Here is a 26,084-nt window from a genome sequence, read left to right on the forward strand (position 1 = left end):
TGTTTAAGCTCGCAGATGGGCTGCCTATTCGATGGAATTTAGGTCGCGGCCGCGCGTTTCCTTCAGGAACAGCAGGGATACGGCGGCGGCAATCAGGCCCGTTGCCACCGGATACCATAGGCCGAAATAGATATTGCCAGATGCCGCCACCATGGCAAAACTGAGCACGGGTTGCAGGCCGCCGAACCAGCCCGTCCCGATATTATAGGGCAGGCTCATGGCGGTATAGCGGACTCGTGTCGGGAACATTTCGACCAATAGCGATGCCATCGGACCGTAAAGCGCGGTACAGGCGACGGCGAATACGCACAGCACGGCGAACATCGCCCAGGCATTGACCTTCTTCGGGTCCGCCTTGTCGGGATAGCCGGCGGCCTTCAACGCGGCCTTGACCTCGCCGGATGCCTTAGCCTTCAGCGCCTTTATGCCCGCCTTGTCGAGGCCCTTGCCGGAGGGAACGCTTATGACTTCGTCACCGATATGGATGCTGGCTGCCTCGCCGGCCGATACATCGGCCCGGTTGGTGTAGGGGGTTCCGACGCCTGTCACGATGCTTTTGGCCAGGTCGCACGGTGAGGTGAATTGCGCGGTAGCGAACAGGTCGAACTGGAAGGTGCACTGGGCCGGGTTGGCGACGACATAGACCGGATTGGCCGTCTGGGCGGCTTCCAGATCGGGATTGCCGAACTTCATCAGCATCTGGAAACCAGGGAAGAAGGTCAGGCAGGCCAGCATCATGCCGAAAATGACCACCGGCTTGCGGCCTATACGGTCGGACAGGGAGGCGAAGGTGACGTAGAGAAGGGACGACACCAGGGTCATGCCCATGATTAGGGTGTCCTTCAGGGCGGGATCGAGCTTGACGATCGACGTCAGGAAGATCTGGGTGTAGAAAAAGGCGGTGTACCAAACCACGCCCTGGGCCGTCATGAAGCCGAACAGGGCGATGAGCATCCCTTTCAGGTTACGCCAGCGCGTGAAGATTTCAGACAGGGGTGACTTGGCGATCTGGCCCTGTTCATGCAAGGCCTTGAAGGCCGGGCTTTCGGCGGTCTTGGCGCGAATATAGACCGAAACGATGAGCAGGCCGGCTGAGACGATGAATGGAATGCGCCAGCCCCAGTCATTGAAGGCGGCATCGTTATTTATCGTCTTGCGCGTGACTAGAATAATGAGCAGGGCCGAAATGAGACCGAAGGCGGCCGAGGTCTGAATCCAGCCGGTATAGGCGCCGCGCTTGTTGGCGGGGGCGTGTTCGGCGACATAGATGGCCGCCCCGCCATATTCGCCGCCTAACGCGAAGCCCTGAATAACACGCAGGGCTATAAGCAGGATGGGAGCGATGGGCCCGACCTGCTTGTAGGTCGGCAGCAGGCCGATGGCGATGGTGGCCAGGCCCATGACCAGGATAGTGTAGAGGAAGGTGCCCTTGCGCCCCTTCTTGTCGCCGATATGGCCAAAAACAAGCGCGCCGAGCGGCCGGGCGATAAAGCCCACAGCGAAGGTGGCCAAGGCCGCGATCGTCGCCAGGGTGTCATTGAGCCCGGCGTAGAAATTTTGCGCGATAGTGGCGGTCAGGGTGCCGAAGATAAAGAAGTCGTACCATTCGAACGTGGTGCCGGCCGCCGACGCAATCACGATGGTGCGCAGCCCGCCGTTTTTCGGCTTAGTTACTTCAGTCGTCATAATGGCCCCTGTCCTGTCCGCATATTCGGACTTGTCAAATGGCATTTGACCGAAAATAAATCGGAAAACAAGGCTATTCGGGCGGCTATGAGAAGACTCGATTCTTGCCGCATTTATGGTTAAGGTGCCTGTGAAACGGCATGGCGGGGGTTTACAATGAGATTTTCCGGTCCGGTAATGGCGCCAGAGGGCCTAACCTCCTATGTGAAGGTCAGGCGCATTCAACCAATGCAGATCATGCTCAACATCGTTGAAGGCTTGTTTGGCTTGGTCGGGGTCGCTGTGCTGATCCTTTTTGTGTGGCAGGGCTCATTTGAAAAAGCCGGCGCCACCGTCGATCAGGGCGTCGGCTATGTCAAAACAGGGATCGAAAAGCTGATTCCGCACCGGTAAAAGGGTTGATCTTGCAGGCGCGGGGGGTATAAGGCCGACACTTTTTTTGAGAGGATTGAGGCATGCTGGACGAATTGCTCGACAACAATCGCAAGTGGGCTCGGCAAAAGACAGAGATAGATCCTCAGTTCTTTACACGACTGGTCAATCAGCAAACGCCGGAATATTTCTGGATCGGTTGCGCGGATAGCCGTGTGCCCGCCAACGAAATCGTCAATCTCGATCCCGGCGAGATGTTCGTCCACCGCAACGTTGCCAATCTGGCGCCGCAGCAGGACGCCAACTATCTCAGTGTGCTTCAGTATGCCGTGCATGTCCTTAAGGTGAAGCATGTTCTGGTGGTCGGCCATTATGGTTGTGGCGGCGTGCGCACGGCCATTGAATCGACAGACCATGGCCTGATAGATCACTGGCTGTCGCCGATCCGCGAAGTGGCGCATGAACATCGTCACGAACTCGAAGCCTGCGAAGATGACACAATTATGCTGGATCGCCTGTGCGAACTGAACGTCATCGCCCAGGTCAGGAATGTTGCGACCAACCCTATAACAGTGGCGGCTTGGCGCAGTGGCCAACCGCTTTCAATCCATGGCTGGGTCTATTCCATCCGCAACGGCTTGGTTACCGATCAAGGGGTAACAGTCAGTAACTTGCAGGATCGCCTGGAAATTTTCGACGTCTGACACTTTTTTTGGAGTCTACGTTCCTATCGCCGTTATGCGGATAAATTTCTGACTTTCCGCCAAAAATACGAAAATTAACCCCCTGTTAACCACGTTTTTTATTAAAAAACGTTCGCGCACGCATGGGTTTTTTATTTCCTGTAAAGAGCTTCTTTAAGATTTGGACGCCAAAGTCGGAAGGTATTTTATGGTTAAGGATTCGCGGCTGTGGCCGGTGACACCTTGGCCGGGTCTTCGGATTGTTTTCACGCATGGCGGCAACTTTAGGTCTCGGCTCCGCTCAATTTGGCGGTGATTACGGCATATCGAACACGCGGGGTCGCGTGAGCGAGGACGAAGTGCGCCAAATTCTGGAGCTGGCGGCCGATTGCAAGATCCTGAATATCGACGCCGCCCATTATGATGGCGATGTCGAACGCATTCTCGGTCGTTGCTGGCCGTTTCCGTCTCCCTTCAAGCCCCAGCTTCGTACGCTTCGCCTGGAAAAAGGCCTCGACTGGCTGGAATCGCGTCTGCGTCGCAGTGTTGACCATATGGGCCTGGTGCGGGCACATTCGGCCCTGATAGATTGCGCCGAAGACCTCATGGGCCCCAACGGCGATGCCCTGTGGGCGCGGCTTGAAAAGCTGAAGGGCGAAGGGCTGATCAGCAAGATAGGCATATCGGCTACCCACGCCGACCAGCCGGTCCTGCTCGCCCGGCGCTTCAAGCCCGACATCATGCAGGTCCCGGCGTCGATCCTCGATCAACGCCTGGTGCGCAACGGCGACATCGAAACCCTGGCGGGTCTGGGGGTCGAGGTACAGATCCGATCGGTCTTCCTGCAGGGACTGCTGTTCCTGCCCCGCGAAGCCTTGCCGGCCAACCTGATTCCGATCGGGCCGCACCTGTCGCGCGTCCGCCGGATCATGATGGAAAGTGGCGCCGACCCCCTGCATGCCGCTCTCAGTTTTGCGCTTAACCTGCCGGGGGTATCCATGGTCATCGTCGGTGTGACCTCTGCGGCAGAACTGCGCGCCATTGTTGCCGCATCTGAACGTAAGGCGCCGCGTATCAACTATGAGGCCATGGCGCTGAATGACGACGTTGCGCTCGATCCGCAGATGTGGTTCGCCGATCTGGGTGAACAGGCGGCGCGCCGTCTTGTCAGGGTCGCCTGAGGACCTGACCCGAACCCGAGCGTCCGGGTTTTTCATATTGATATCGTCGGGCATTGTCGCGTAACGGGCATGGGTAGCTATTTCCCCCAGCCCTGACGGAACTGTCTCATGCCCGAATTGCCCGAAGTCGAAACGGTCCGGCGCGGTCTTGCGCCGCATCTGGAAGGCGCGCGCCTCAGCGAGGTCCGGCTGCATCGCGCCAATTTGCGCTACCCGTTTCCCGACGATTTCGCGCAACGCCTGGAAGGTGCTGGCGTATTGCGGCTGGAGCGGCGGGCGAAATACCTGCTGGCCTGGCTGGATACCCAGGATGTGTGGGTCACGCACCTGGGCATGACGGGTCGGTTCCAGATCAATGATACTCCGGACGACCTGGCCCGCTATTACCATGCGGTCGCGCCCGACGAAAAGCACCTGCATTTTCAGTGCCTGGCGACGAAAGGCGAAGCGGTGGCACGTATCGATTTCTATGACCCACGCCGCTTTGGTTTCATGCTTCTGCTCACGCCGGACGCCCTTTATGACAGCAAGTGGTTCCGAGGCCTGGGCGTAGAGCCCCTGTCGGGCGACCTGAGCGCCGCCTACCTCCTGGGCATGGCCAAGGGGCGCAACGTGAACCTGAAGGCGCTGCTGATGGCGCAGGGCGACGCCAAGGGCGGCGGCATTGCCGGGTTGGGCAATATATATGTCTGTGAGGCGCTGTACCGGGCGCGTCTGTCACCGGATCACAAGGCATCGGCTCTGACACTGGCCCAGGCCGTGGCTTTGGTCGATGGCATCAAGAGTATCCTGGAAGAGGCTGTAGCGGCCGGCGGTTCATCCATCAGCGATTTCGCGGCGACATCCGGTGAACTGGGCTATTTCCAGCACCGTTTCTGTGTCTATGACCGCAAAGGAGAGCCGTGTCTGCGCAAAGATGGCGGCATTATCGAACGCAAGGTGCATCAGGGACGATCCAGTTTCTTCTGCCCGGTCTGCCAGCTATGATCAGACAGCCGGTGGCGTCTGAACCGGCTTTTCAGCCAGCAGGGGCGTAATCAACTGGTCGAAGGTGCCATAGTTGAAGGCGTTGGCGCGGGCATAACGCAGCACGCCTGATCGGTCGATCACATAGTTGCTCGGAATGGCACCGTCGATTGGGCCATAACCCCTGCCATTGATATATCTGGCGAGGGGGAAGGACAGGGTGGTGGCCAGCGGTTTCAGGTCCTTGTTGGAGACGGCGTCATCGATGGTAACCGCAAATACCTTCAGGTCGTCCCCGACATGGCGGCGAACGTAAGCGTCGATTTCCGGCAGTTCTTGTTTGCACGGCCCGCACCAGACCGCCCAGTAGTTTAACACCACCACCTTGCCGATCAGGTCGGTGAGCCGGATCGTTTTTTGGTCGAAAGTGGTCAGGCTGAATTTCGGCGCCGGCTGGCCGATCCGGGGCTTCGCTTGAACGGATGACGACAGGGCCGCGCCCATGGTCAGGGCGGCGCCCATAAGCGTGCGTCGATTGATGACTGACATGTGTGGCGCCTCCCCCGATCGTATGCTACAGCGTATAAGTAGAGGCGGAAAAGCGCAACTGGACATCTGTTCCGGCCGGTTTTCTGGTTAACGATCACAGCTGTGTATAATTTTTGCGTCCGGAGTCGGAAAAGACACGCCGAATGCATTGACCGGGGAGATGTCTTCGGTTATACCCCGCCCCCTTGAAATTCACGTCTCGGCGCCCTTCGAATTCGATACGGCGCCGGGGTATAAACCCAATCTCTCGTCCTGTAAGGTGATGAATGGCCAATAATCCTGGCGCCCGTAAGGCGATCCGCAAGATCGCTGCCCGTACCGAAGTCAACAAGGCGCGCCGTTCGCGTGTTCGTACCTTCGTGCGCAAGTTTGAAGAAGCGCTCGCCGGTGGCGACGCTGCGGTTGCCAAGGCTGCCTTTGTCGAAGCGCAATCGGAACTGATGCGTGCTGTCACGAAGGGCGTCGTTCACAAGAATACCGGTTCGCGTAAAGTGTCGCGTCTGGCCTCTCAGCTGAAGAAGCTGGCCACCGCCTGATCTGATTGAAGGCGACGGGCTTTGCTGCCTGTCGCCTTTTTTCATGCCTGTTGTACACCGTATCGGGTCGTTTACCCGATCGGCCGTGTTCAAATCCTGAAAATATATGGCTTTTTCACTCACGAACGCTTCGGCGGACGCGAGTGTTCTATTGTCTGGCGTTTGCGGGTTTTGGGCGCGGGAAAAATAATCTGAATTACTGTCTTAATTTCTTGTTGCGCGCGAAGAGGTTATCGGAGTCAATAAAAATATCAGCACCTGTTGATAAATAAGATTATTGACCCCGGGGACCAGAACGCTAATTTGAACCCCTCACCGACATCCTCCTGATACGGAAGATTTCGGCGGTGTCCGGTCCGCACCGGACGCGAGGGCCGTAGAGGTGCCGATACCTATCAAGGTTTAGGCGTTTGTAGGGCTCAACGGCTTATATCGTAAGGAAAGTAGCATTTTGCCGCGTTTCCCGGATAGGGCCACATTGACGGCTTAGCCTATTCTTCGGACGGGGAGGAGCGTGTCTCCTCTATCCGCCGAGACCTGTAATTCCGCTAACCGGTGTGTCGCTGGCGAGACACCGGACCCTTGGCGGTTTTAGCTGAGCCGAGCGCAAATTTTTCGCTCAAAAGGCGAAATCCGGAGGCGCCCACGCGAAGCGGTTCGCAATTGGCGCGTGTGCTCCCGGTAGACTATCGCGGCGTGGCTGGTCGATATCCGGTAACGACGCGCGGCGGCGACGACCTTGTGGTGAGGGGGCGACCGTTCGTACAGGTTCTCAGGCAGGTTCTCAGGGGCCGAAACAGGGCGATCAGATGGCGTGTACGGGAGAACCCCGATGGGCCGTTTGATCATGTAACGCGTAACTGAAGTGGGTAAGGCAAATGATCGGGGCGATAGAATAATGCCAAGCATACAAAGCTGGTCACCGATTTTACCTGAAACGGTATGGTCCAAAGTGGCAACCATTCTCCGACGTGAGTTGGGTGAGGGGCCTTTCAATTCTTATGTGGCGCCGTCCAGCGTCCGCCCGGGGCCTTACGGCGATCCCGTACTGGTAACGCCGACGGCCTATGCGCGCGACTGGATTGCCCGCAATGCGGCACGTCGGGCGCAGGAGCTTTGGACGCAGCACGATCCGGATTCCCGTGTTCTGGAAATCAAGTCGCGCGTCGAATACGAAGATCAGACACGGCAAGCTCCGCTCGCCGGGGCAGCCGAAACGCCGGTGGTGGATGCGCCAGCGCCTGCCGCGCCGCAGATGCCGATCGTCGAGATCGCCGCTAATCGCATCAGCGGTCTGCAAGAACGCCTAACTTTCGAAAGCTTCGTGTCGGGCCGCGGCAACGAATTCGCCTACACCATGTCGCGCCAGGTTGCATCCTGGGCGGATGGCCACTTCAATCCGGTCTTTTTTCATGGCCCCTACGGCTACGGAAAGACCCACCTGCTGAACGCCATTGGCTGGGAGGCGCAGTCGCGTCGTCCGGATGCGCGCATCGTCTACCTGACCGCTGAAAAATTCACCTCGACCTTCGTCAAGGCGCTGATGGACAAGTCCACGGCTGCCTTCAAGGATGAGGTGCGCGGTGCCGATCTGCTACTGGTGGACGATGTCCATTTCATCGGTGGAAAGACATCATCGCAGGAAGAATTGTTCCATACGCTGACCTCGCTGATTGAAAACAATCGCCGCGTGGTCTTCACCGCCGACCGTCCGCCGTCGCAACTGACCGAGATCGAGGCGCGCCTGCGGTCTCATCTGTCCTCGGGACTGGTTTGCGCCCTCGATGTGGCCGATCAGAGCCTGCGTATGGGCATTATCGAGCGTAAGCTCGAACAATTGTCGCAACGTATCGGCAGTTCGGGTCAGGCCCCGCGCGCCGACGTTTTACATTTTCTGGCCGAGCGTGTGCCGGGGTCGATCCGTGAGCTTGAAGGCGCGGTGAATACTCTGGTGGCGTCCGCTGGGCCGCGTCTTGGGAGTTTGACTTTGGAAGAAGCTATGGCGCTGTTGCAGCCGAATTTGAAAGTGGCCGTCGAACGCCGCGTTACGGTTGACGAAATTCAGAAACTGACCGCTGATCATTTTGGTTTGAAGCAGGCCGACCTGTTGTCCGAGCGCCGCACCCGTTCCGTAGCCCGTCCGCGCCAGGTCGCCATGTGGCTCTGCAAGCAACATACCACCCGGTCTTATCCTGATATCGGCCGTCGTTTTGGGGGGCGCGACCACACGACCGTGCTGCACGCCGTCAAGAAGGTCGAGGAACTGCTCCAGGCCGACGACCAGATCGCACGCGACGTCGAGGCCTTGACGCGTAAGCTGCGCAATACCTGATTGGGACCCGCAAGCGGTTCGGGGCGAAACGCTCCGAACCGCTGTTTGTATTTCTTGATCTTTACGCGTGATCGTCTAATGTCCGCCTCCCGGCTCTGTATTCCAGCAAGTCGGAAAACAGGCCGGTAGGAATAACAAGATGCAATTTACCATCGAACGTGGCGCGCTCCTGAAAGCCCTCGGCCACGTCCAGAACGTCGTTGAACGCCGCAACACGATCCCCATCCTGTCCAACGTCCTGCTGTCGGCTGAACGTGGCCAGGTGTCCTTTTCGGCCACCGACCTCGATATGGAAATCGTCGATACCGCCGAAGCCTCGGTTCAAGTGCCGGGCCAGATCACGGCCCCCGCCCACACCCTTTACGAAATCGTCCGTAAATTGCCGGACGGCGCCGATGTCGAACTGAAATTTGCCTCCGGTGACGATCCTCGCCTGTCGGTTTCGGCCGGCCGTTCGCGCTTCGCCCTGCCGGTCCTGCCGGCCGGTGATTTCCCGATCATGTCGGGCGACCATGAAGGCGTCTCTTACCAGATCCTGCGCGACGACCTGAAGCGCCTGATCGACAAGACCCGCTTCGCCGTGTCGACCGAAGAAACCCGCTATTATCTGAATGGCCTTTTCCTGCATACCCTCACCGAAGACGGTTCCAACTATCTGCGCGCTGTCGCGACCGATGGCCATCGTCTGGCCTTGGCTGAAATGCCGGCCCCGGAAGGGTCGATCGGTGGCGCAGGCGTCATTATCCCGCGCAAGACGATCGATCAGGCGCGACGTCTGCTCGACGACGGCACAGGCTATGTCGACCTGACTGTTTCGCCGGCAAAGATCCGCTTCCAGTTCGGTAATGCCTCACTGACCTCGAAGATTATCGATGGCTCCTTCCCCGACTACGGCCGGGTCATCCCGAAGAACAACGACAAGGTCATGTCGGTCGATGCGGGCATTTTGTCCAAGGCCGTAGACCGCGTTTCGACCATTTCGGCGGAAAAGTCGCGTTCGGTAAAGATGACCATCGAAACCGGCCGTCTGACCTTGTCGGTCCGCAATATCGAGGCCGGGCAGGCCGTCGAAGAAGCGGAAATCGATTATGACAACGAAACTCTCGATATCGGTTTCAATGCCCGCTACATTATGGACGTCATGGGCCAGATCGGTGGCGATTCCGTCGAACTGCGCTTCTCCGACTCATCGTCTCCCACCCTGGTGCTCGATCCGGTCGACAATGGCGTCCAATACGTCCTGATGCCGCTGCGCGTGTAATTTCCACATGCGCAAAGCCCTTCCCTCGTCCCTGTTTGCAGGAAAATAGGGACGAGAGATGACGTCCAATCATGCGCTCCAGCATCTGTCCCTGACCGAATTCCGCTCCTATGAGCGGCTGGATTTCGCCCTGGCCGGTCGATCGGTCTACCTCTACGGCCCCAACGGGGCGGGCAAGACGAACCTGCTCGAAGCCATTAGCGTCCTCAATCCGGGTCGCGGCCTGCGTGGCGCCGCCTTCAGCGACTTGGGGCGCCGTCTGCCTGACGAACCGCGCGGGCGCGCCTGGGGTGTGGCGGCGCGCTTCCACGAAGGCGAGGATGAGGTCAATCTCGGCACTGGCTCCGATCCCCGCGATCTCAATAAACGTCTGGTGCGCATCGATGGCGAAACTGTCACGGCTTCCCGGCTGCTCGATCACGTCCGTCTTATCTGGCTGACCCCCGCCCAGGATCGTCTGTTCATCGAAGCACGCGCCGAACGCCTGCGCTTTTTCGACCGCCTGGTCTATGCTGCCATACCGGCGCATGCCCAGACGGTCAGTGCTTACGAAAAGGCCCTGCGCGAGCGCCTCAGGCTGCTCACCGAGGCAGTGTCCAGCGGCCGTGGCGCCGATGAGGCTTGGCTCAACGTCCTGGAGCAGAAACTGGCCGAAACCGGCGCACGCATGATCGGGGCCCGCCGGGACGCCATGATAGCCCTTCAAGGCGAGATAGAGACGCACCATAGCGCCTTCCCCAAGGCTGACCTGTCCCTGACCGGCGCTGATATCGAAGATGATCTGCCTGCCCACATCGCGGAGGGTCTGCGCAGGGCGCGCGAGCGCGATGCGGCGGCGGGCCGTTCGCTCTTCGGCCCCCATCGCATGGACCTGGCGGTCCAGCACCGTGAGAAAAATCGTCCGGCGGCGGACTGTTCGACCGGCGAGCAGAAGGCGCTTTTGCTTAATATCATCCTGGCCCAGGGCGCCCGTCTGGCGGGCGGCGACGGGCGGGCGGAATCCCTTAGCCGGCCTATCCTTCTGCTCGACGAAGTGGCAGCCCACCTCGACCCCATCCGGCGGTACGCATTGTTTGACGAGACCCATGCTTTAGGCCTACAAACAGTCTTTACAGGCACTGATTTGGGCCTGTTTGACGGCCTGAAATCGCGCGCCTTGGGGGTGCGTGTGGATGGCGCGCAATTTGTTGAATTTATTGATTAAAAACGGACCCAAAAATGGCTGATGAAGCTGAAGACCATCCTGAAATCATGACGAACGCCTACGGGGCTGATTCGATCAAGGTGCTGAAGGGTCTCGACGCCGTCCGTAAGCGCCCCGGCATGTACATCGGCGACACCGACGACGGCTCCGGTTTGCACCACATGGTCTACGAAGTTGTCGATAACGCCATCGACGAAGCCTTGGCCGGTCACGCTACTCGCGTCGAAGTTATCCTCAACGCCGACGGTTCCTGTTCGGTTTCCGACGACGGACGTGGCATGCCGGTCGATATGCACGAAGGCGAAGGCGTATCGGCGGCCGAGGTCATCATGACTCAGCTCCATGCGGGCGGTAAGTTCGACCAGAACAGTTATAAGGTCTCCGGCGGTCTGCACGGGGTTGGCGTCTCGGTCGTCAACGCTCTTTCCGATTACGTCAAGCTACGCATCTTCCGTAATGGCAAACAATACGACTCACGCTTCGAATTGGGCGAGACGGCGGAATCGGTGCGTGCCACCGGCGATGCGCCCTTGCGCGAAAACGGCAAGCCGCTGACCGGCACGATCGTGACCTTCCTGCCGTCGCTGAAAACCGGTCCAGAAACGGGCACGTTTGCCTTTATCGATTTTGACCGCAAGACACTTGAACATCGCCTGCGTGAGCTGGCCTTCCTCAATTCGGGTGTTCATATCCGGTTTGCCGACCTGCGTGAGGCGGAACCCTACGACATCATCCTGCATTATGACGGCGGCGTTATCGAGTTCGTCAAACACCTCGACAAGGCCAAGACCGCCCTGCTTAAGGAGCCTTTGGCGGTGCGCGGTGTGCGTGAGAAGATCGAGGTCGATCTGGCCCTGCAATGGAACGACAGCTACCACGAAACCATGCTGTGCTTCACCAACAACATCCCCCAGCGTGACGGCGGCACCCATCTGGCCGCTTTCCGGGGGGCGTTGACCCGAGTGATGACTCATTACATGGAATCGTCCGGTGCGGCCAAACGCGAGAAGGTCACGGTGTCCGGCGAAGATGCGCGCGAAGGGCTGACCTGCGTCTTGTCTGTCAAGGTGCCGGACCCCAAGTTCTCCTCCCAGACCAAGGACAAGCTGGTTTCGTCCGAAGTGCGTCCGGCCGTCGAAGGGCTGGTCTATGACAAGCTGTCGCAATGGTTCGAAGAAAATCCGGCCGAAGCCAAGCAGATCGTGTCCAAGATCGTTGAAGCCGCCGCAGCCCGCGAAGCGGCGCGTAAGGCGCGCGAACTGACCCGCCGCAAATCGGCGCTCGACATATCGTCCCTGCCGGGCAAGCTGGCGGACTGTCAGGAACGTGATCCGGCCAAGTCCGAAATCTTCATCGTCGAAGGTGACAGCGCCGGCGGTTCGGCCAAACAGGGCCGCAACCGCGAAAACCAGGCCATCCTGCCCCTGCGCGGTAAGGTGCTGAACGTTGAGCGTGCCCGTTTTGATAAGATGCTGTCGTCCGAACAGATTGGTACGCTGATCACGGCGCTTGGTGCCGGTATCGGTCGTGACGACTTCAATATCGAAAAGCTGCGCTACCACAAAATCATCATCATGACCGATGCCGACGTGGACGGCGCGCACATTCGTACCCTGCTTCTGACCTTCTTCTACCGTCAGATGCCGGAGATCATCGAAAAGGGCTACCTCTATATCGCCCAACCGCCGCTCTATAAGGTCGCAAAGGGCAAGTCGGCGCGCTACGTCAAGGACGATGCCGATCTAGATAATTACCTCATAGAGGAAGGCGTCACCGACGCCATGCTGGAGATGCGCACGGGCGAACGCATTGTCGGCAATGACCTGGAGGCACAGATTCGCGCCGCCAAGGCCTTCAAGAGCAGCATCGACCGCCTGTCGATGCGTGCTCCGGCCTTTGCCCTGGAACAGGGTGCCATGGGTGGTCTGTTCAGCAACCATGCCAATCTCGATCTGGTGGCCCAGCGCTTGACGCGGCTCAATCAGGACGGTGACGGTCCCTGGCGCGTGACCGAAGGTAAGCCGGGCGTCGGCGGTTATGTCTTCGAACGTGTTCGTCGCGGTGTAACGGAAACGATCGTGCTCGATGATGCGCTGATGCATAGCCAGGATGCGCGCCGCCTGGGTGAGCGGGCAGACAGCCTGGGGGACATTTACGAACAGATGTCGATCTATACGCGTAAGGACAAGTCGACGGACATCCGTGGTCCGCTTGACCTGTTCGGCGCGGTTCTCGATGCCGGACGCAAGGGCATGACCATCCAGCGCTATAAAGGCCTGGGCGAAATGAATGCCGAGCAGTTGTGGGAAACCACGCTCGACAAGGATGCCCGCACTCTGTTGCAGGTGAAGGTCAACCACGCCGACGAAGCTGACGAAATGTTCTCCAAGCTGATGGGCGATCTGGTCGAGCCGCGCCGCGACTTCATTCAGGAAAACGCACTCGACGCCGCGGTGGATGCATAACCGCTCCGCGCCTTGAGGTTTCATGATACGACAAACCCCGGCCAGACGATTTTGGCCGGGTTTGTTTTGACTCCCGTCCTGAATTTATGGTGCGTTATGGCCGGATAACGGTGAGAGAGAAAATATGACCAATCGCAATACGCCAAACCGCCCAAAGACGTACAGCCTGGCATCGCGTTGGCGCAGTCTGGCCCATGCGGTGCGTGGCATTACCTTCATGCTGAAGGCGCAACACAATGCCTGGTTACATGTTGCGGGGACAGCCATTGTCATCGTCCTGGCGTCATTTCTTCAGGTCAGGCTCGAAGACTGGCGTTGGTTGATCGTGGCCATCGCCATGGTTTGGCTGGCCGAAGCCTTCAATACCGCGGTCGAATATGTCTGCGATTGGGTATCGCCCGAATGGTCTGGAGGGGTCCGCCAGGCTAAAAATATCGCTGCGGGCGCGGTTCTGATTTGTGTGGTTGCTGCTATATTTATTGGGCTTTTCACCCTGTGGCCCTATGTCGAATTGATGATTGACCGGTTCCGCGCACCGATTTCGATCTGATATGGCGCGTCATATCCGGAGCCCATGACGTGCCGCTGCTGCTGCCGTTTCGGTACGTCGACCTAGAACCTTCGTCGGCTCAGTTGAGCCGCCTCATGGCTCCAATTTTTTGTAACGCCTCATGCCGAAAAGTGGGTCCCACTTTTCGGCATGAGGCTCTAAAGCTTAGCCTGAAACGTCAGGTCGCCCTTGAACAGCGATTTGAGCAAATCGGCGTTTTTCAAGCCCACAATAGGCATCTTGTTGTCGTACAGCTCTTCTTCGATGATGCCGGCGGCCTCGCATTGGTCGAGGACGTGAGTCAGGACACTTGCATCGTAATCGCGAGCGATCCCGAACGTCTGGACGCGGGTGGTGTAATCGCTGCGTTCTGCTTTGCCCAGAACGTGGTCGATCAGCTTCTTGCGTCCGCGCGGCCCGTTGAGGCGATAGAGCGCCGACATCAGCATCTGGGCCGGGGTGGTGACATCGACAACCTGGCTGCGATTGAGACAGTTGTCGCAGGTCCGGCAGGGTTCGCCGGGGTCTTCGCCGAAATATTCGCGAATGGCCGATTTGCGACACTGGTGACCCAGCACCATCTTGAAAAAGTCGCGCGCCTTCTGCTTCTGCACGCTCTGGTCGGCTGCGCCTTCGTTTTCGCGCAAGCTGAGGCGACGGATTGCCCAGCCGAGATCGCCGGGATTGTGAAAGCAGACGCCGGAGGCTGGCTGGCCGTCGCGGCCCGCCCGACCGACCTCCTGCCAATAGGCTTCGGTCGATGAGGGCGGATCGGCGTGAATGACGAAGCGCACGTCGGTTTTGTTGATGCCCATACCAAAGGCAATAGTGGCGACCATGATCTTGGCCTTGCCGGTCATGAAGGCTTTCAGGCGTTCTTCGCGAACACTCGGGGACAGGCCGGCATGATAGGCGAGGGTGGCATATCCCTCCTTGGCGAGATTTTGCGCCAATTTGTCGGCGCCGTCGCGTGACCCGCAATAGATGATACCCGTGGCGTTTTTTTGCCGGCGCAAGATATCGCTGATCGCCTTCAGGATAGCGCCCTTGCGGCGAACGAAGCGCAAGCTGAGATTAGGGCGGTCGAAGCCGGCGACGATTTCGGTGGCGTCCTCTATGTGCAGGGCGGCCTTGATATCGGTGCGCGTGTGCGCGTCGGCGGTGGCGGTGAGCGCCAGGGTCGGAACGTCCGGCAGCAGGGATTTCAGTTGGCCGAGCGCGCGGTATTCCGGCCGGAAGTCATGGCCCCACTGGCTGATGCAGTGGGCTTCGTCGATGGCGATGATAGAGGGCTTCAGCTTGACGAGACGGTCAAGGACGAATGGCGCCAGCGCCTCCGGCGACAGGTAGAGCAGGTCGAGATTGCCGTCGCGCGCGTCGTCCCACAATTGGTAGCGTGCATCCATCGATTGGCTGGAATCTAGGCGTTCGGCGCGGACGCCGCGCGCTTTCAACGCCATGACCTGATCGCTCATCAGGGCGATGAGAGGGGAAATGACGATGCCGATACGGCCGCTTACCAGGGCGGGAATCTGGTAGCACAGACTTTTGCCACCGCCGGTCGGCAGCACGGCCAGGGTGTCGCGGCCGCTCAGGATCGAATGGATAACGTCCGCCTGTTTGCCGCGAAACGCCTCATAGCCGAAAACGGTGCGCAAGATGTCTTCGGCGCGCGCCAGTTTGTCGGTCAGCGCGGGGCGGTCGAGGGTTACGGAGGGCATGATCGCAAGTTAGGGTGCTTTGCCCGGCCCGCCAAGGGTCAATTACCAAAGCGACCATAAGAGTTGATCGCCAAATGAACCGCCATCCGGCCAATCATGGCTATACATGCGGCGACCTTGGTTTTGCCAAAATTGCCGGGATAATGTATGAGGAGATGTCGGGGGGCGAATCCGGCATTCAAAGTAGTCTGGCAAGTCAGTCTGACAAACGGCATGGGCGATGCCGTGGGCGGGCTGCCGTAACATATGTTTAACGCGACATCCTGATCAGGTTTGGCTATAGATACGCGCCTCGATTGGCGGCGCTGCCTGCGATCGGAGTTTTTTGAGTGAGGATTTGCTGAATGGCGAACGGTCGGGACCCGGACGTGGGTGGGGCAAAAAGATCAAGCCGGCGGACGCCGCTCCAGGCGATCCTGTATTGGGGAACTGTCCTCAGCATCTGGGCGATCTTCTTCGCTGTGGCCTTTATCGGCTTCATGGCGATAGACCTGCCCGATATCTCCTCGCTCGACCATCCGGCCAAACAGCCGTCGATTACCTATCTGGACCGTTCCGGCGCCCTGATCGCCGTGCGCGGCGGCAGTCAGGCGGCTGCCCCGGTGAAGCTGGGTGAATTGCCTGATTACGTGCCCCTGGCCTTCGTGGCGATCGAGGACCGCCGCTTCTTTACCCATCCGGGTTTCGATCCGGTCGGCATGGGACGCGCTGTGCTGCGGAACCTGACCAAGCGCAAGGGCGCCAACCTGTCTGGCGGGTCGACGATCACGCAGCAATTGGCGCGAAATCTGTTCCTGTCCGCCGACCAGAATTACAAGCGTAAGGTTCAGGAACTGATGATTGCGGTGTGGCTGGAACACAAGTACACCAAGAAGCAGATTCTGGAACTCTACCTCAATCGTGTTTATTTCGGCGCCGGGGCCTACGGCATAGAAGCCGCGTCGCAACGCTACTTCAACAAGCCGGCCAAAAACCTCACGGTCGGTGAAGCCGCCATGTTGGCCGGCTTGATGAAGGCGCCCAATTCCTATTCGCCCCTGTCCGATCAGGAACGGGCCGGCAAGCGCGCAGGCATCGTTTTGGATGAAATGGTGCAGTCGAAGGTGATCACGCCCGAAGAACGCCTGGAAGCACTCAAGACGCCGATCAGTGTGTCTAAGACCCTGGCCTCCGCTCATGCCCAATACTTCATTGATTGGCTTGACCGCGACATTCGCACCCTGGTCGATCCGAAGAATACCGAAGACCTGATCGTCGAAACCACGCTCGACCTGCCGATCCAGACGGATGCCGAGCGCGCCGTCCAAACGATCATGGCGCGCGACGCCAAAAAAGGTGTGCAGCAGGCCGCAGTCGTCTCGGTGGATGGCGAAGGCCGTATCCGCGCCCTCATTGGCGGGGTGTCCTATGGCGAGTCGCAATTCAACCGTGCAACCGATGCCCACCGCCAGGCCGGTTCGTCGTTCAAGCCGTTCGTCTATCTGACCGCCATGGAAGCTGGCTATCAGCCGAGTACGCCAGTGGTTGACGAACCCTACAGCATCGGCAATTGGGCGCCTGAAAACTACACCAAGAGATATCTTGGCTTGATCGATCTGAAAACCGCCCTGGCCCAATCGATTAATACGGTCGCCGCCCGTCTGGCTAATGATGTCGGCCGTGACAACGTCGCCCGCACCGCCAAGCGGATGGGGCTGACGTCGAAGATCAATACCGATCCGGCCATGGCGCTGGGGACATCCGAAGTCACGCCGCTTGAGATGGCGCAGGCCTATATCCCCTTCTCCAACGGCGGTTATCGCGCCACGGTGCACGGTGTCATCCGCATTCGGACGGCGTCGGGTAAGGTCCTATATCAATATCGTGATCCGGGCGAAGATGGCGGCCGCGTGCGCGTTGTCAGCAATCCGGCCCTGTCGAACATGAACCTGATGATGCGCGAAGTCATGAAGAGCGGCTCCGGTGGCGGTGCGCGTATTGCGGGCTACGATATTGCTGGCAAGACCGGTACGACCAGCGACTATCGCGATGCCTGGTTCGACGGCTTTACGGGTGGGTTCGTGACCATCGTCTGGGTAGGCCGCGACGACAATACCATCATGAGGGGCAAGGTAACGGGCGGGAGCACGCCGGCGGCGATCTGGAAAGCCTATATGATCTCCGCCCTGAAACGTATTCAGGTCAGCGCCATTCCGGAAGGACCACCAGCCGAAGGTCCGCTGACGCCTGTTGCCGAGGATGCCCTACGTGGCCTTCTGGGCACCCAGGCCGACGTCGTGGCGGCGTCTCAGGCAGCAAATGACAACGGATCGGGTGAACCGCCGCCCATCGTGACCATGAAGCCGATACCCAACCCGGAGGAAAAGCCGACGAAATCGCAGACCGCCGACGATCTGTTCTCGGAAGTGCAGAAGAAAAGCCAATAACCGGCAGCTCTGTATCTTAGACGAGGCGTTCTAATTCAAGCAAAACGCTCCGGGCCAATGTCCGGAGCGTTTTGTTTTTTAACGCACTTCTGCAAGGGTCGCTGTGTGTGGCGATTAACCGTTATATCGAAACAGCGTATGGCCGTTGGTTTTGAGCCATTTGCGGGCGGCCCTGTAGTCGCCGAACAGGCCCGTGACTTCAGTCCAGAAGCGGTCGGAATGGTCGGGATGGCGTAGATGAGCGCATTCATGCGCGGCGAGATATTCCAGCACGTGGGGCGGCGCCAGAATAACCCGCCAGCTATAGCGGATCGTTTTACGTGAAGGGGTGCACGACCCCCAGCGCCCTCGGGCATCGAACAGGGAAATGCGGACTCCGGATACCCCCAGCATGCCCGCGAACCGGTCTGTTTCGGCCTGAAGGGTCTTTAGCGCCTGTTGGCGCAAGTAGCGTTCAATACGGCGGGAAAACAGACTTTCGTCGCCGCTTGTCACCAATTGCCAAGTGCCGTCTTCCGCCTGGATCGGACGGGCGGTTATGACACCGGCCTTTTCGGACAAGGTGACGGCTTGGCCGCGGATATGGATGACGACGCCGGGCGCGAACCGCTCCGGCGCCGGCTGGTCGCGACGGTGCTCCAGAATCCAGTCGTGTCGTGTGCGCGCGAAATCGACGGCATCCTTCAGATGCTTTGGGCGGGGGGCGGTGACGACGGCCTCGCCGGTCTTGTTATCGATGCGCAGGGAAATCCGGCGCGCTCGCTCATTGACCTTCAGGCGCAACTTGTAAGCGCCGAAATCGAGAACGTCGCCGGGCGCGTATCCGGGCTCAGGCTTCAATAGCGCCTTAAGCGAGCTTATCATTTTGAGCGATGAAGTCGCGAATGCGCGGATAGATTTCCTCACGGAAGCGACGACCATTGAAGACACCATAGTGACCGGCGCCCTTCTGAACATACAGAAGTTTCTGGTCTTCCGGAATATTTGGGCACATGGCGTGCGCGGCCTGTGTCTGACCGACGCCCGAAATATCGTCCTTTTCGCCTTCGACCGTCATCAGGGCGATGTCGGTGATGGCCTTGGTATCGACGATACGGCCCTTATGGACCAGTTCTCCTTTGGGCAAGGCGAACTTCTGGAACACCAGGTCGATGGTCTGGAGGTAGAATTCTTCGGTCAGGTCGAGGACGGACAGGTATTCGTCATAGAATTCCAGGTGCTTTTGCGCGCCGTCGCCGTCGTCGGTGACAAGGGAGTTGAAGTAATCCCAATGCGCGTCTGTGTGACGTTCCTCGTTCATGCTCATGAAGCTGTAGAGCTGAACAAACCCCGGATATACGCGGCGGCCGAGCCCGGGATAGGGCGGCGGCACGGTATGGATCATGTTCGATTTGAACCAGGTAAACGGCTTTTCCTGGGCCAGGTCGTTGGTCACAGTCGGATTGAAGCGGGCGTCGATAGGCGAGCCCATGAAGGTCATAGACGCCGGACGGCACGGATCATTGTCTTCGCTCATCAGGCAGGCCGTGGCTAGGACCGGCGGTCCCGGTTGGCAAACCGCCACGACATGGGTGCGCGAACCGATGGCGGTCAGCATGTCGCGGATGTGATCCATGTAGGAATAGAAGTCGAAACGGCCTTCCAGAACGGGCACCTGACGCGCATTGATCCAGTCGGTGATATAGACGTCATGATCGAGCAGGAATTCCTGGACCGTGCCACGCAGCAGGGTAGCATAGTGTCCGGATAACGGGGCGACGATCAGGACCGCCGGCGCGCTGGTCTTGCGCTTGGCGCGGCGCAAATCCGAGGCGTCACGCTGAAACCGCAGGAGGCGGCACCACGGACTGACCCAATCCTCGATGATCGAAACCCGTACGTCTTTGCCGTTGATCTGGACCTTATCGATGCCCCACTCTGGCTTGCCGTAACGTTTGGTGACGTTACTGAACAACTCCGCCGAGGCGTAGAGGGTCCGGCCGATGGCCGTATCCGATGCCGGATTGAGAGGCGAACCCCAGAAGTCCCGGGTCATCTGCGCCAGCGCCCGCATGGGGGCGGCGGTGTAATAGGCATATTCGTGCAACGAATAAAGCATGATGGGAACTCTGTTACCGTTAGCGTTAACTAACACTAACATGGTAGTCCTGCCAATTCATTACGAGACGAATTTAATAAAAATATGCTGCGCTGCACCAAAAACGGGTCGGACACTACCGTCCCTGCATCAGGTCCTCGATCTGTTTGGCGCTTTGTTCGGGCGGCAGGTCGCGCATCAACGGACCGCTGAACTGCCCTTGCGGGTTCATCAGATATACCAGCGAGGTGTGGTTGTAGGTGTAGGTGTCGCCGTCGCCGACCTTGCTGGCGACGGTTCCGTAGGCCTTTTCTACCTTTTCAATCTGCTCGCGGGTGCCGGTCAGGCCGATGACGCCTTTGGGGAATCCGCCACTGGCCAGATAGGCCTTGAGGTTGGCCGGCGTATCGCGTTCGGGATCGACGGTTATGAAGACAATCTGCAAACGGTCAGCCTTGTCACCCATGGCGGCCTTGGTGCGGGCCAGGGATTGAAGCGTCAACGGACAGACGTCCGGACAGTAGGTATAGCCGAAAAAGACGGCTGTCCATTCGCCTTTCAGGAGAGATTCATCGACCGGCTTACCATCCTGATCGACCAGTTTGAAAGCGCCGCCGATTTGCCTCCCATTCGGGTCGACCTGCGACACAACACCATTTGCCCTTGGGTGCAGGCTGTTGTACCAGTTGACGGCCGCCAGGCCGATAAGCAAAAGGAAGGCGGCGGCGATTACGGCCAGTCGGAATTTGGTCATGAAGGGACTTTCGTGTTCGTCAAACAGACCCTAACCCAAATCAATGCCTTTTTAAACGGCTCGGATGTCGCACCTCCCATTGCGGCCGGGGAAAAGGATCATCTGCGCCTGCGCACCCTGATCATGCTGCGATGGCTGGCCGTGTTGGGCCAGACGGCCATGGTGTTGGTGATCGCTTTCGGTTTCGGCTACCCGATACGGCTGTGGCTCTGTCTGGGCATCATTATGGGCAGTGCGTGGCTGAACCTGATTCTGTCGCTCGGTCGTCGGTTCACACAGCGGGCGCGCGGATGGGAGGCGGCCCTGCAACTCAGTTTCGATGCCATACAGCTGGCCTTGCTGCTGGGTGTCACCGGTGGGTTGAACAATCCCTTCTGCCTGATGCTCATTGCGCCGGCCACGGTGGCGGCGGCCAACCTGCCCACGCGGCATGGCTTGGCCGTCGTGGTGGTGGCTATTTGCGCGACGATCGCGCTGGCTTTCTGGTCCCTCGACCTGCCTTGGACACCGGGCCTGACATTCGTCATGCCACATATGTACCGTATCGGTTTCCTAAGCGCGATTCTCGTCGGCATCGTCTTCACCGCCGGTTACGCCTGGCAGGCTGCGCTCGAATCGGCGCGGATGGAGCGCGCCCTTGCTGCGACCCAGGCCGTGCTTGAAAAGGAAACCCGGCTGTCGGCATTGGGCGGTCTGGCGGCGGCGGCGGCGCACGAGCTCGGCACCCCGCTCGGCACCATTCAGGTGGTGGCCAAGGAGATGCTGCATAGCCTGAAGCCCGACGATCCCTTGCGCGAGGACGCCGAGTTGCTTGTTTCTCAGAGCCAAAGGTGCCGCGACATCTTGAAAGCTCTGTCGGCCAAGCCAGAAACCCGCGACAGCGTCTACGACCAGATGCCGATGACCGCGTTCCTGGAAAGTGCCGCTCAGCCTTACCGCAGCGCGCGCGTTGCCATTCATATTGCCGTTGAGGCCGATGATGTCGATGATGCCGGCAATCGCGTGCTGATTCGCCGCCGGCCCGAATGGCTGCACGCCTTTTCGGCCTTCATCGAAAATGCCGTGGATTTCGCGCGCTCCGAAGTCAACATTGTCGCCGAAGTCACGCAAGGCTATGTCAGCCTTGCCATCGTAGACGATGGACCCGGATTTGCGCCCGACATATTGTCGCGCCTGGGAGAACCTTATATTTCTTCGCGGTATCAGGTCGAGCCTGGCCAAAAGCCAGGCAAGATTTTGGGTGAACAAAGCCATTCCGGCATGGGCCTGGGCTTTTTCATCGCCAAGACCCTGTGTGAACATACGGGCGCCACGGTCACTTTCGGCAATCGGCCGGAAGGCGGCGCCTATGTCCGGGCCTTGTGGCCGCGCGACCAAATCGATATTTTAGTGCCGAAAGGCGAAAGGTAACTTCTATGGACGCTTCCGACCCTCATGAGACGCTGAAAAACGCGATTGCCGGATTGGGCGACAAAACCCTGCTGCTGATGGACGACGATGCACCGTTCCGCACACGTCTGGCGCGGGCTCTGGAAACGCGCGGCTTTACCGTCATCGTCGCAGAAGGCGTGCATCAGGCCATGGACATCATCGCCGCGACGCCGCCCGCCTTCGCGGTGATGGACATGCGTCTGGAAGACGGCAATGGGCTCCAGGCGGTAGAAGCCCTGCACAAAAAGCGCCCTGACGCGCGGGCGATCATGTTGACCGGCTATGGCAATATCGCCACCGCCGTGGCCGCGGTGAAGTCGGGGGCTATTGACTACCTGTCCAAGCCTGCCGACGCCGACGATGTGGTGAAGGCGCTGCTGGCGGTCGAAGATCATGCGCCGCCGCCGCCGGAAAACCCGATGTCGGCCGATCGCGTGCGTTGGGAACATATTCAGCGCGTCTACGCCCTGTGCGGTCAGAACGTGTCGGAAACCGCGCGTCGGCTGAACATGCATCGCCGGACTCTGCAACGGATCCTGGCCAAACGCGCGCCCAAATAGCTTAGAAAAGCACGGGATCTGCGGGTGTTATTCGTCCGCTATGATGATGCCGGGATTTTCCGGCAGCGGAAAATCGAACAGGCCGAAATCGAGCGCCTTTTGCGGCCGTGCAGCCAGAAGCGGACCTTGCGACAGCGCTATGATCTCTTCGGGGGTCAGGTCCTTACCGGTCGATTTCTTGCGCAGATGGCGCGCTTGACCGACGGGCGGCAATCCGGCCGCCCGAACCTGGGCGACCGTCAGAATTTTCCAATAGCTGACCGATAATTGCCAGACGGTCGCCACGGGTTCCTTTTTGGGCCAACGTTCACCGTCCTTGAAAATCGGCTTGAGCGGTTTGGACGCCAGCCGTTTCATGTCGCGCGGCCGGCAGACCAACTGACAAAAGCGATTGTCGTCGGTCAACAGGCCGGCATAGGCTGCCAGGGCAGCGTCCTTGGTTTCGTAAACCGGTCCCGCTGGTTCGGTAACGAAGGCGACGCGAGCGTCAGCAGTTATTTCCGCTTCCTTTTCGCGCACAGCGCGCGCCAGCGCACCGGCCTTTAGCCGGGTCAGGACATCGGGGGCGTCCGTGGCGATGGGATAGGCGATAAGCGGCATGGATGTTCACGTTTTGATCGGGGTGTAACCTAGACCCTAATACCTGGTTGTGGCAAATTTTTCGTTCATTGGCGGGACAAAATTTATTTTGAATTGATGGCGAGCGTGTTCCTAGGCGCGTTTTTTTACAGCCTCCACAACTTGCTCTATAGTCGGATTTTCAGTGATTCGTATGCGGATGCCCTTATGGCTATTGCCACTATCGCCTATACCGCTGCCGCTGGTGGCATGGCTCTGGCCCTGTCCACCACGTGGCTGGCCCTGCGCAACCGCACGCGTTTTTCCAAGGCTCGCGAAACGCTGAAGGCTGACCTATCGGCCAAGGATGTCATGTTGCGCGAGCTCGATGCCGCGACGACGGCCTTCGACGAAGCCTTCCTGGCCGTTGAGGGCGACACGGTTCGCCTGGTCTGGGGCGACGACACCTTGCAACAATGCGCCGAGGCCTTGGGTATCAAGGCCGCTGACGGCGACATCGCGCCTCAGGTCGTGCGGGCTCTGGGCGATACCTCCACCGAAGCGGCTGACGGCCTGAAAGAACTGATCTCTCAAGGCAAGTGGTGCCGGTTCGAAGTCTTTGCCGAGACGCCGAAGGGCCTGACCGGTGACGGGCAGCAAAAAAATGCCGGCCTGACGGTTATTGTTGAGGGTAAATCGTCCGGCGCCACCGCCTGGATTCGACTGGCCATTGCCGGTGCGCGTGCCTCTCTGTCGTCCGGCCCCTTTGCCCAGATGGCGGAACACCTGCCGGCGCCCTGCTGGATTTGCGCGCGCGACGGCCGCGTCGTTTGGGCCAATGCGGCTTGGCTGAAGGCGGTCGAGGCGACCAACCTCGAACAGGCGGTGCAGGCCAACCTGACGCTTGATCGCAATGTCGATGGTCTTGTCGTTGAAGCGCTGGAGCAGCGGACTCGCCGCGAAGGCTTCCGTTGGTTGACCGTCGGGGGGCAGCGCCGCGCCTTCCAGGTTATCGCCGAGCCGCTCAACGAAGCCTATGTCTGCGCCTATGTGCTGGATGTTACGGAGGCCGAAGAAAGCCGCGAGGCGCTGAAACGCCACGCCAAGGCGCACGATGAAACCCTTGATGCGCTCGAAGACGCAGTGGCTATCTTCGGGGCGGAAAAACAACTGACCTTCCACAATCGTGCGTTTGAAAAATTGTGGGATCTGGAACCGGCCTGGCTGGCGGAGCGGCCGACCCATGGGGAATGGCTCGACCGCCTGCGCCAGAAACGCCGCCTACCGGAAACCAGCGATTACAGCGGTTTCAAGACGCGTGAGTCGGAATTCTTCGGGCTGACCCATACTGCTGACGATGAAATGTGGAGCCTGCCGGACGGACGCTCGCTGCGCGTCGTGCGCCAGCCGCATCCGCTTGGCGGGCTGTTGATCCTGTTTTCGGACAAGACGGGCGAACTCAAGCTGAAGGCCCAGTTCAATGCGTTGATCCAGGTCCAGAAATCGACGCTCGATCAGCTCAACGATGCCGTTTCGGTCTACGGCTCCGATGGTCGCCTGCGCCTGCGCAACCTGGCTTTCGACAAGTTCTGGAATCTTCAGGCCGAAGACATTACGGCGGTCATGGATTTCGCTGACCTGGCGGAACTGTGCCTGCCCCTGGTGCATGACCGGGGCTTTTGGGCCGAACTGAAGGCGCGGGTGACCGATACCGATCCGCTGGCCCGCGCGCCGCAACTGGGCGAGGTGAAGATTTCGGACGGCCGTCTGGCGCAATGGCGCACTCAGCCCTTGCCGGACGGTGCGACCTTGGTGGCGTTTTCCGATATCACCGCCACGCGCCAGCTTGAAAAGGCCATCGATGCGCGCGACGAGGCGCTTAATGAATCGGTCCGCCTGAAGCGCGACTTCGTTGCCAACGTGTCCTATGAACTACGCACGCCCCTGACCACCATTGTCGGCTATGCCGACCTGTTGCAGGCGCAGACCAACGACAATCCGAAACAGAAGGCGTTCCTGGATTCGATTCAGTCGGCGGCGCAGGAACTGGCGCGGTCGATCGATGACGTCCTCGACATGGCCCAGATCGACGCCGGTGAAATGTCGATCACCCGAACAGATGTCCGCTTGCTTGATATCGTCGCCGAGGTTGGCACCCGGTTAGCCGACACATTCAAGGCGCGCGGTGTTCATTTCGACTATACCGGAGTTAAGGAAACGGGCACGGTTCGCGTTGACGCCAAGCGGCTGGGACAATGCCTGGAGCACCTGCTCGGCAACGCTATACGCAACGCCACCAGCGGCGGATCGGTTCGCCTTGATGCCCGCAAGGACGAGGACAACCTGATTCTGGAAGTGGCCTATACCGGGCGAGGCATCCCCTATCATGTGCAGGCGCATATTTTCGACCGCTATATCGGTCGTGAACGCGGCGGACCGGGCCTGGGCCTGGCGCTGGTAAAGGCGCTCGTCGAGTTGCACGAAGGCTGGATCACCCTCGAGTCCGAACCGAACGAAGGCGCCAGTTTCAAAATTCATCTGCCCGGACAGGGTAGGGCCGGGCAAGCGGCTCCCGAAACGGCGACGAGCATATCCGTGGAGTCACCGGCCGAAGCCGGATCTTCCGATACGGATGATGGGACGGTCGCCGGCGTGGCTTAAGGTCTGCGTAAGGTTGCACGCCGGTGACTCGAACGGATTGACCGGCATGAAAGAGGGCGCTGACCAGGTCTGATTTGCTGAACAGGCCCTCTAGCCTTCGGCATCGATCAC

At 59.3% G+C, this 26,084-nt stretch carries 21 protein-coding genes; 14 read left to right on the forward strand and 7 right to left on the reverse strand.

The window, feature by feature from the left end; genetic code table 11:
• Positions 1-24: 24 nt before the first annotated feature.
• Positions 25-1,686, reverse strand: coding sequence for an MFS transporter (locus AEAC466_RS23690; protein WP_023456170.1), 1,662 nt, complete (start codon positions 1,684-1,686; stop codon positions 25-27).
• A gap of 156 nt (positions 1,687-1,842) precedes the next feature.
• On the opposite strand from AEAC466_RS23690, the gene AEAC466_RS44350 reads away from it, so the two are divergent.
• From AEAC466_RS44350 to mutM, 4 genes are all read left to right on the forward strand, one after another.
• Positions 1,843-2,079: a hypothetical protein gene (locus tag AEAC466_RS44350; RefSeq protein ID WP_155913438.1), complete on the forward strand. Its 237-nt coding sequence runs from the start codon at positions 1,843-1,845 to the stop codon at positions 2,077-2,079.
• 62 nt (positions 2,080-2,141) lie between these two features.
• A complete protein-coding gene (locus AEAC466_RS23695) occupies positions 2,142-2,762 on the forward strand; it encodes a carbonic anhydrase (protein ID WP_023456172.1) in 621 nt (206 codons plus the stop codon).
• A 251-nt stretch (positions 2,763-3,013) separates the two neighbouring features.
• Positions 3,014-3,922, forward strand: a complete 909-nt coding sequence (locus AEAC466_RS23700) for an aldo/keto reductase (RefSeq protein WP_031237966.1) — start codon at positions 3,014-3,016, stop codon at positions 3,920-3,922.
• A 108-nt stretch (positions 3,923-4,030) separates the two neighbouring features.
• Positions 4,031-4,909, forward strand: coding sequence for a bifunctional DNA-formamidopyrimidine glycosylase/DNA-(apurinic or apyrimidinic site) lyase (gene mutM / locus AEAC466_RS23705; protein WP_023456174.1), 879 nt, complete (start codon positions 4,031-4,033; stop codon positions 4,907-4,909).
• Here mutM and AEAC466_RS23710 read toward each other — a convergent pair whose 3' ends face one another.
• Complete coding sequence (locus AEAC466_RS23710; protein WP_023456175.1) at positions 4,910-5,437, reverse strand: TlpA family protein disulfide reductase; 528 nt, start codon at positions 5,435-5,437, stop codon at positions 4,910-4,912.
• 266 nt (positions 5,438-5,703) lie between these two features.
• Between AEAC466_RS23710 and rpsT the strand changes: the two genes are divergently transcribed.
• From rpsT to AEAC466_RS23740, 6 genes are all read left to right on the forward strand, one after another.
• A complete protein-coding gene (gene rpsT / locus AEAC466_RS23715; protein WP_023456176.1) occupies positions 5,704-5,973 on the forward strand; it encodes a 30S ribosomal protein S20 in 270 nt (89 codons plus the stop codon).
• A gap of 898 nt (positions 5,974-6,871) precedes the next feature.
• A complete protein-coding gene (dnaA, locus tag AEAC466_RS23720; protein ID WP_031237968.1) occupies positions 6,872-8,305 on the forward strand; it encodes a chromosomal replication initiator protein DnaA in 1,434 nt (477 codons plus the stop codon).
• A gap of 139 nt (positions 8,306-8,444) precedes the next feature.
• On the forward strand, positions 8,445-9,566 hold the full coding sequence (dnaN, locus tag AEAC466_RS23725; RefSeq protein ID WP_023456178.1) for a DNA polymerase III subunit beta: 1,122 nt from the start codon (positions 8,445-8,447) through the stop codon (positions 9,564-9,566).
• A gap of 58 nt (positions 9,567-9,624) precedes the next feature.
• The gene (gene recF, locus AEAC466_RS23730; RefSeq protein ID WP_023456179.1) at positions 9,625-10,770 is read left to right on the forward strand and encodes a DNA replication/repair protein RecF; all 1,146 of its coding nucleotides are present in this window, start codon (positions 9,625-9,627) and stop codon (positions 10,768-10,770) included.
• 14 nt (positions 10,771-10,784) lie between these two features.
• Positions 10,785-13,235 carry a DNA topoisomerase (ATP-hydrolyzing) subunit B gene (gene gyrB / locus AEAC466_RS23735; RefSeq protein ID WP_023456180.1) on the forward strand — a complete coding sequence of 817 codons (2,451 nt, stop codon included), beginning with the start codon at positions 10,785-10,787 and terminating at the stop codon, positions 13,233-13,235.
• A 124-nt stretch (positions 13,236-13,359) separates the two neighbouring features.
• On the forward strand, positions 13,360-13,785 hold the full coding sequence (locus tag AEAC466_RS23740; RefSeq protein WP_023456181.1) for a diacylglycerol kinase family protein: 426 nt from the start codon (positions 13,360-13,362) through the stop codon (positions 13,783-13,785).
• A gap of 158 nt (positions 13,786-13,943) precedes the next feature.
• Here AEAC466_RS23740 and AEAC466_RS23745 read toward each other — a convergent pair whose 3' ends face one another.
• Entirely contained in the window at positions 13,944-15,506 is a 1,563-nt protein-coding gene (locus AEAC466_RS23745; RefSeq protein WP_023456182.1) for a RecQ family ATP-dependent DNA helicase, read from the reverse strand.
• 344 nt (positions 15,507-15,850) lie between these two features.
• Between AEAC466_RS23745 and AEAC466_RS23750 the strand changes: the two genes are divergently transcribed.
• Complete coding sequence (locus AEAC466_RS23750; RefSeq protein ID WP_023456183.1) at positions 15,851-17,932, forward strand: transglycosylase domain-containing protein; 2,082 nt, start codon at positions 15,851-15,853, stop codon at positions 17,930-17,932.
• A gap of 114 nt (positions 17,933-18,046) precedes the next feature.
• Here the strand turns inward: AEAC466_RS23750 and AEAC466_RS23755 are convergent, their stop codons facing one another.
• The 3 genes from AEAC466_RS23755 to AEAC466_RS23765 all read right to left on the reverse strand — a co-directional run bounded on the left by AEAC466_RS23755 (position 18,047) and on the right by AEAC466_RS23765 (position 20,763).
• Positions 18,047-18,796 (reverse strand): M48 family metallopeptidase, encoded by a 750-nt coding sequence (locus AEAC466_RS23755; RefSeq protein WP_031237969.1) that lies wholly within the window; start codon positions 18,794-18,796, stop codon positions 18,047-18,049.
• Positions 18,780-20,030: a polyhydroxyalkanoate depolymerase gene (locus tag AEAC466_RS23760; protein ID WP_023456185.1), complete on the reverse strand. Its 1,251-nt coding sequence runs from the start codon at positions 20,028-20,030 to the stop codon at positions 18,780-18,782. Before AEAC466_RS23760 ends, AEAC466_RS23755 begins: the two co-directional genes overlap by 17 nt.
• A 115-nt stretch (positions 20,031-20,145) precedes the next feature.
• Entirely contained in the window at positions 20,146-20,763 is a 618-nt protein-coding gene (locus AEAC466_RS23765) for an SCO family protein (RefSeq protein ID WP_023456186.1), read from the reverse strand.
• 12 nt (positions 20,764-20,775) lie between these two features.
• On the opposite strand from AEAC466_RS23765, the gene AEAC466_RS23770 reads away from it, so the two are divergent.
• Both AEAC466_RS23770 and AEAC466_RS23775 read left to right on the forward strand, forming a co-directional pair.
• Positions 20,776-22,173: an ActS/PrrB/RegB family redox-sensitive histidine kinase gene (locus AEAC466_RS23770; RefSeq protein WP_023456187.1), complete on the forward strand. Its 1,398-nt coding sequence runs from the start codon at positions 20,776-20,778 to the stop codon at positions 22,171-22,173.
• A gap of 5 nt (positions 22,174-22,178) precedes the next feature.
• Entirely contained in the window at positions 22,179-22,754 is a 576-nt protein-coding gene (locus AEAC466_RS23775; RefSeq protein ID WP_023456188.1) for an ActR/PrrA/RegA family redox response regulator transcription factor, read from the forward strand.
• Positions 22,755-22,781: 27 nt separating this feature from the next.
• On the opposite strand, the gene AEAC466_RS23780 is transcribed toward AEAC466_RS23775, so the two are convergent.
• Positions 22,782-23,354: a hypothetical protein gene (locus tag AEAC466_RS23780; protein WP_023456189.1), complete on the reverse strand. Its 573-nt coding sequence runs from the start codon at positions 23,352-23,354 to the stop codon at positions 22,782-22,784.
• Positions 23,355-23,540: 186 nt separating this feature from the next.
• On the opposite strand from AEAC466_RS23780, the gene AEAC466_RS23785 reads away from it, so the two are divergent.
• Positions 23,541-25,973 carry a PAS domain-containing sensor histidine kinase gene (locus tag AEAC466_RS23785; RefSeq protein ID WP_023456190.1) on the forward strand — a complete coding sequence of 811 codons (2,433 nt, stop codon included), beginning with the start codon at positions 23,541-23,543 and terminating at the stop codon, positions 25,971-25,973.
• Positions 25,974-26,084 lie beyond the last annotated feature (111 nt).

The sequence above is a fragment of the Asticcacaulis sp. AC466 genome (assembly GCF_000495815.1).
In the GTDB taxonomy this organism is placed as follows: Bacteria; Pseudomonadota; Alphaproteobacteria; order Caulobacterales; family Caulobacteraceae; genus Asticcacaulis.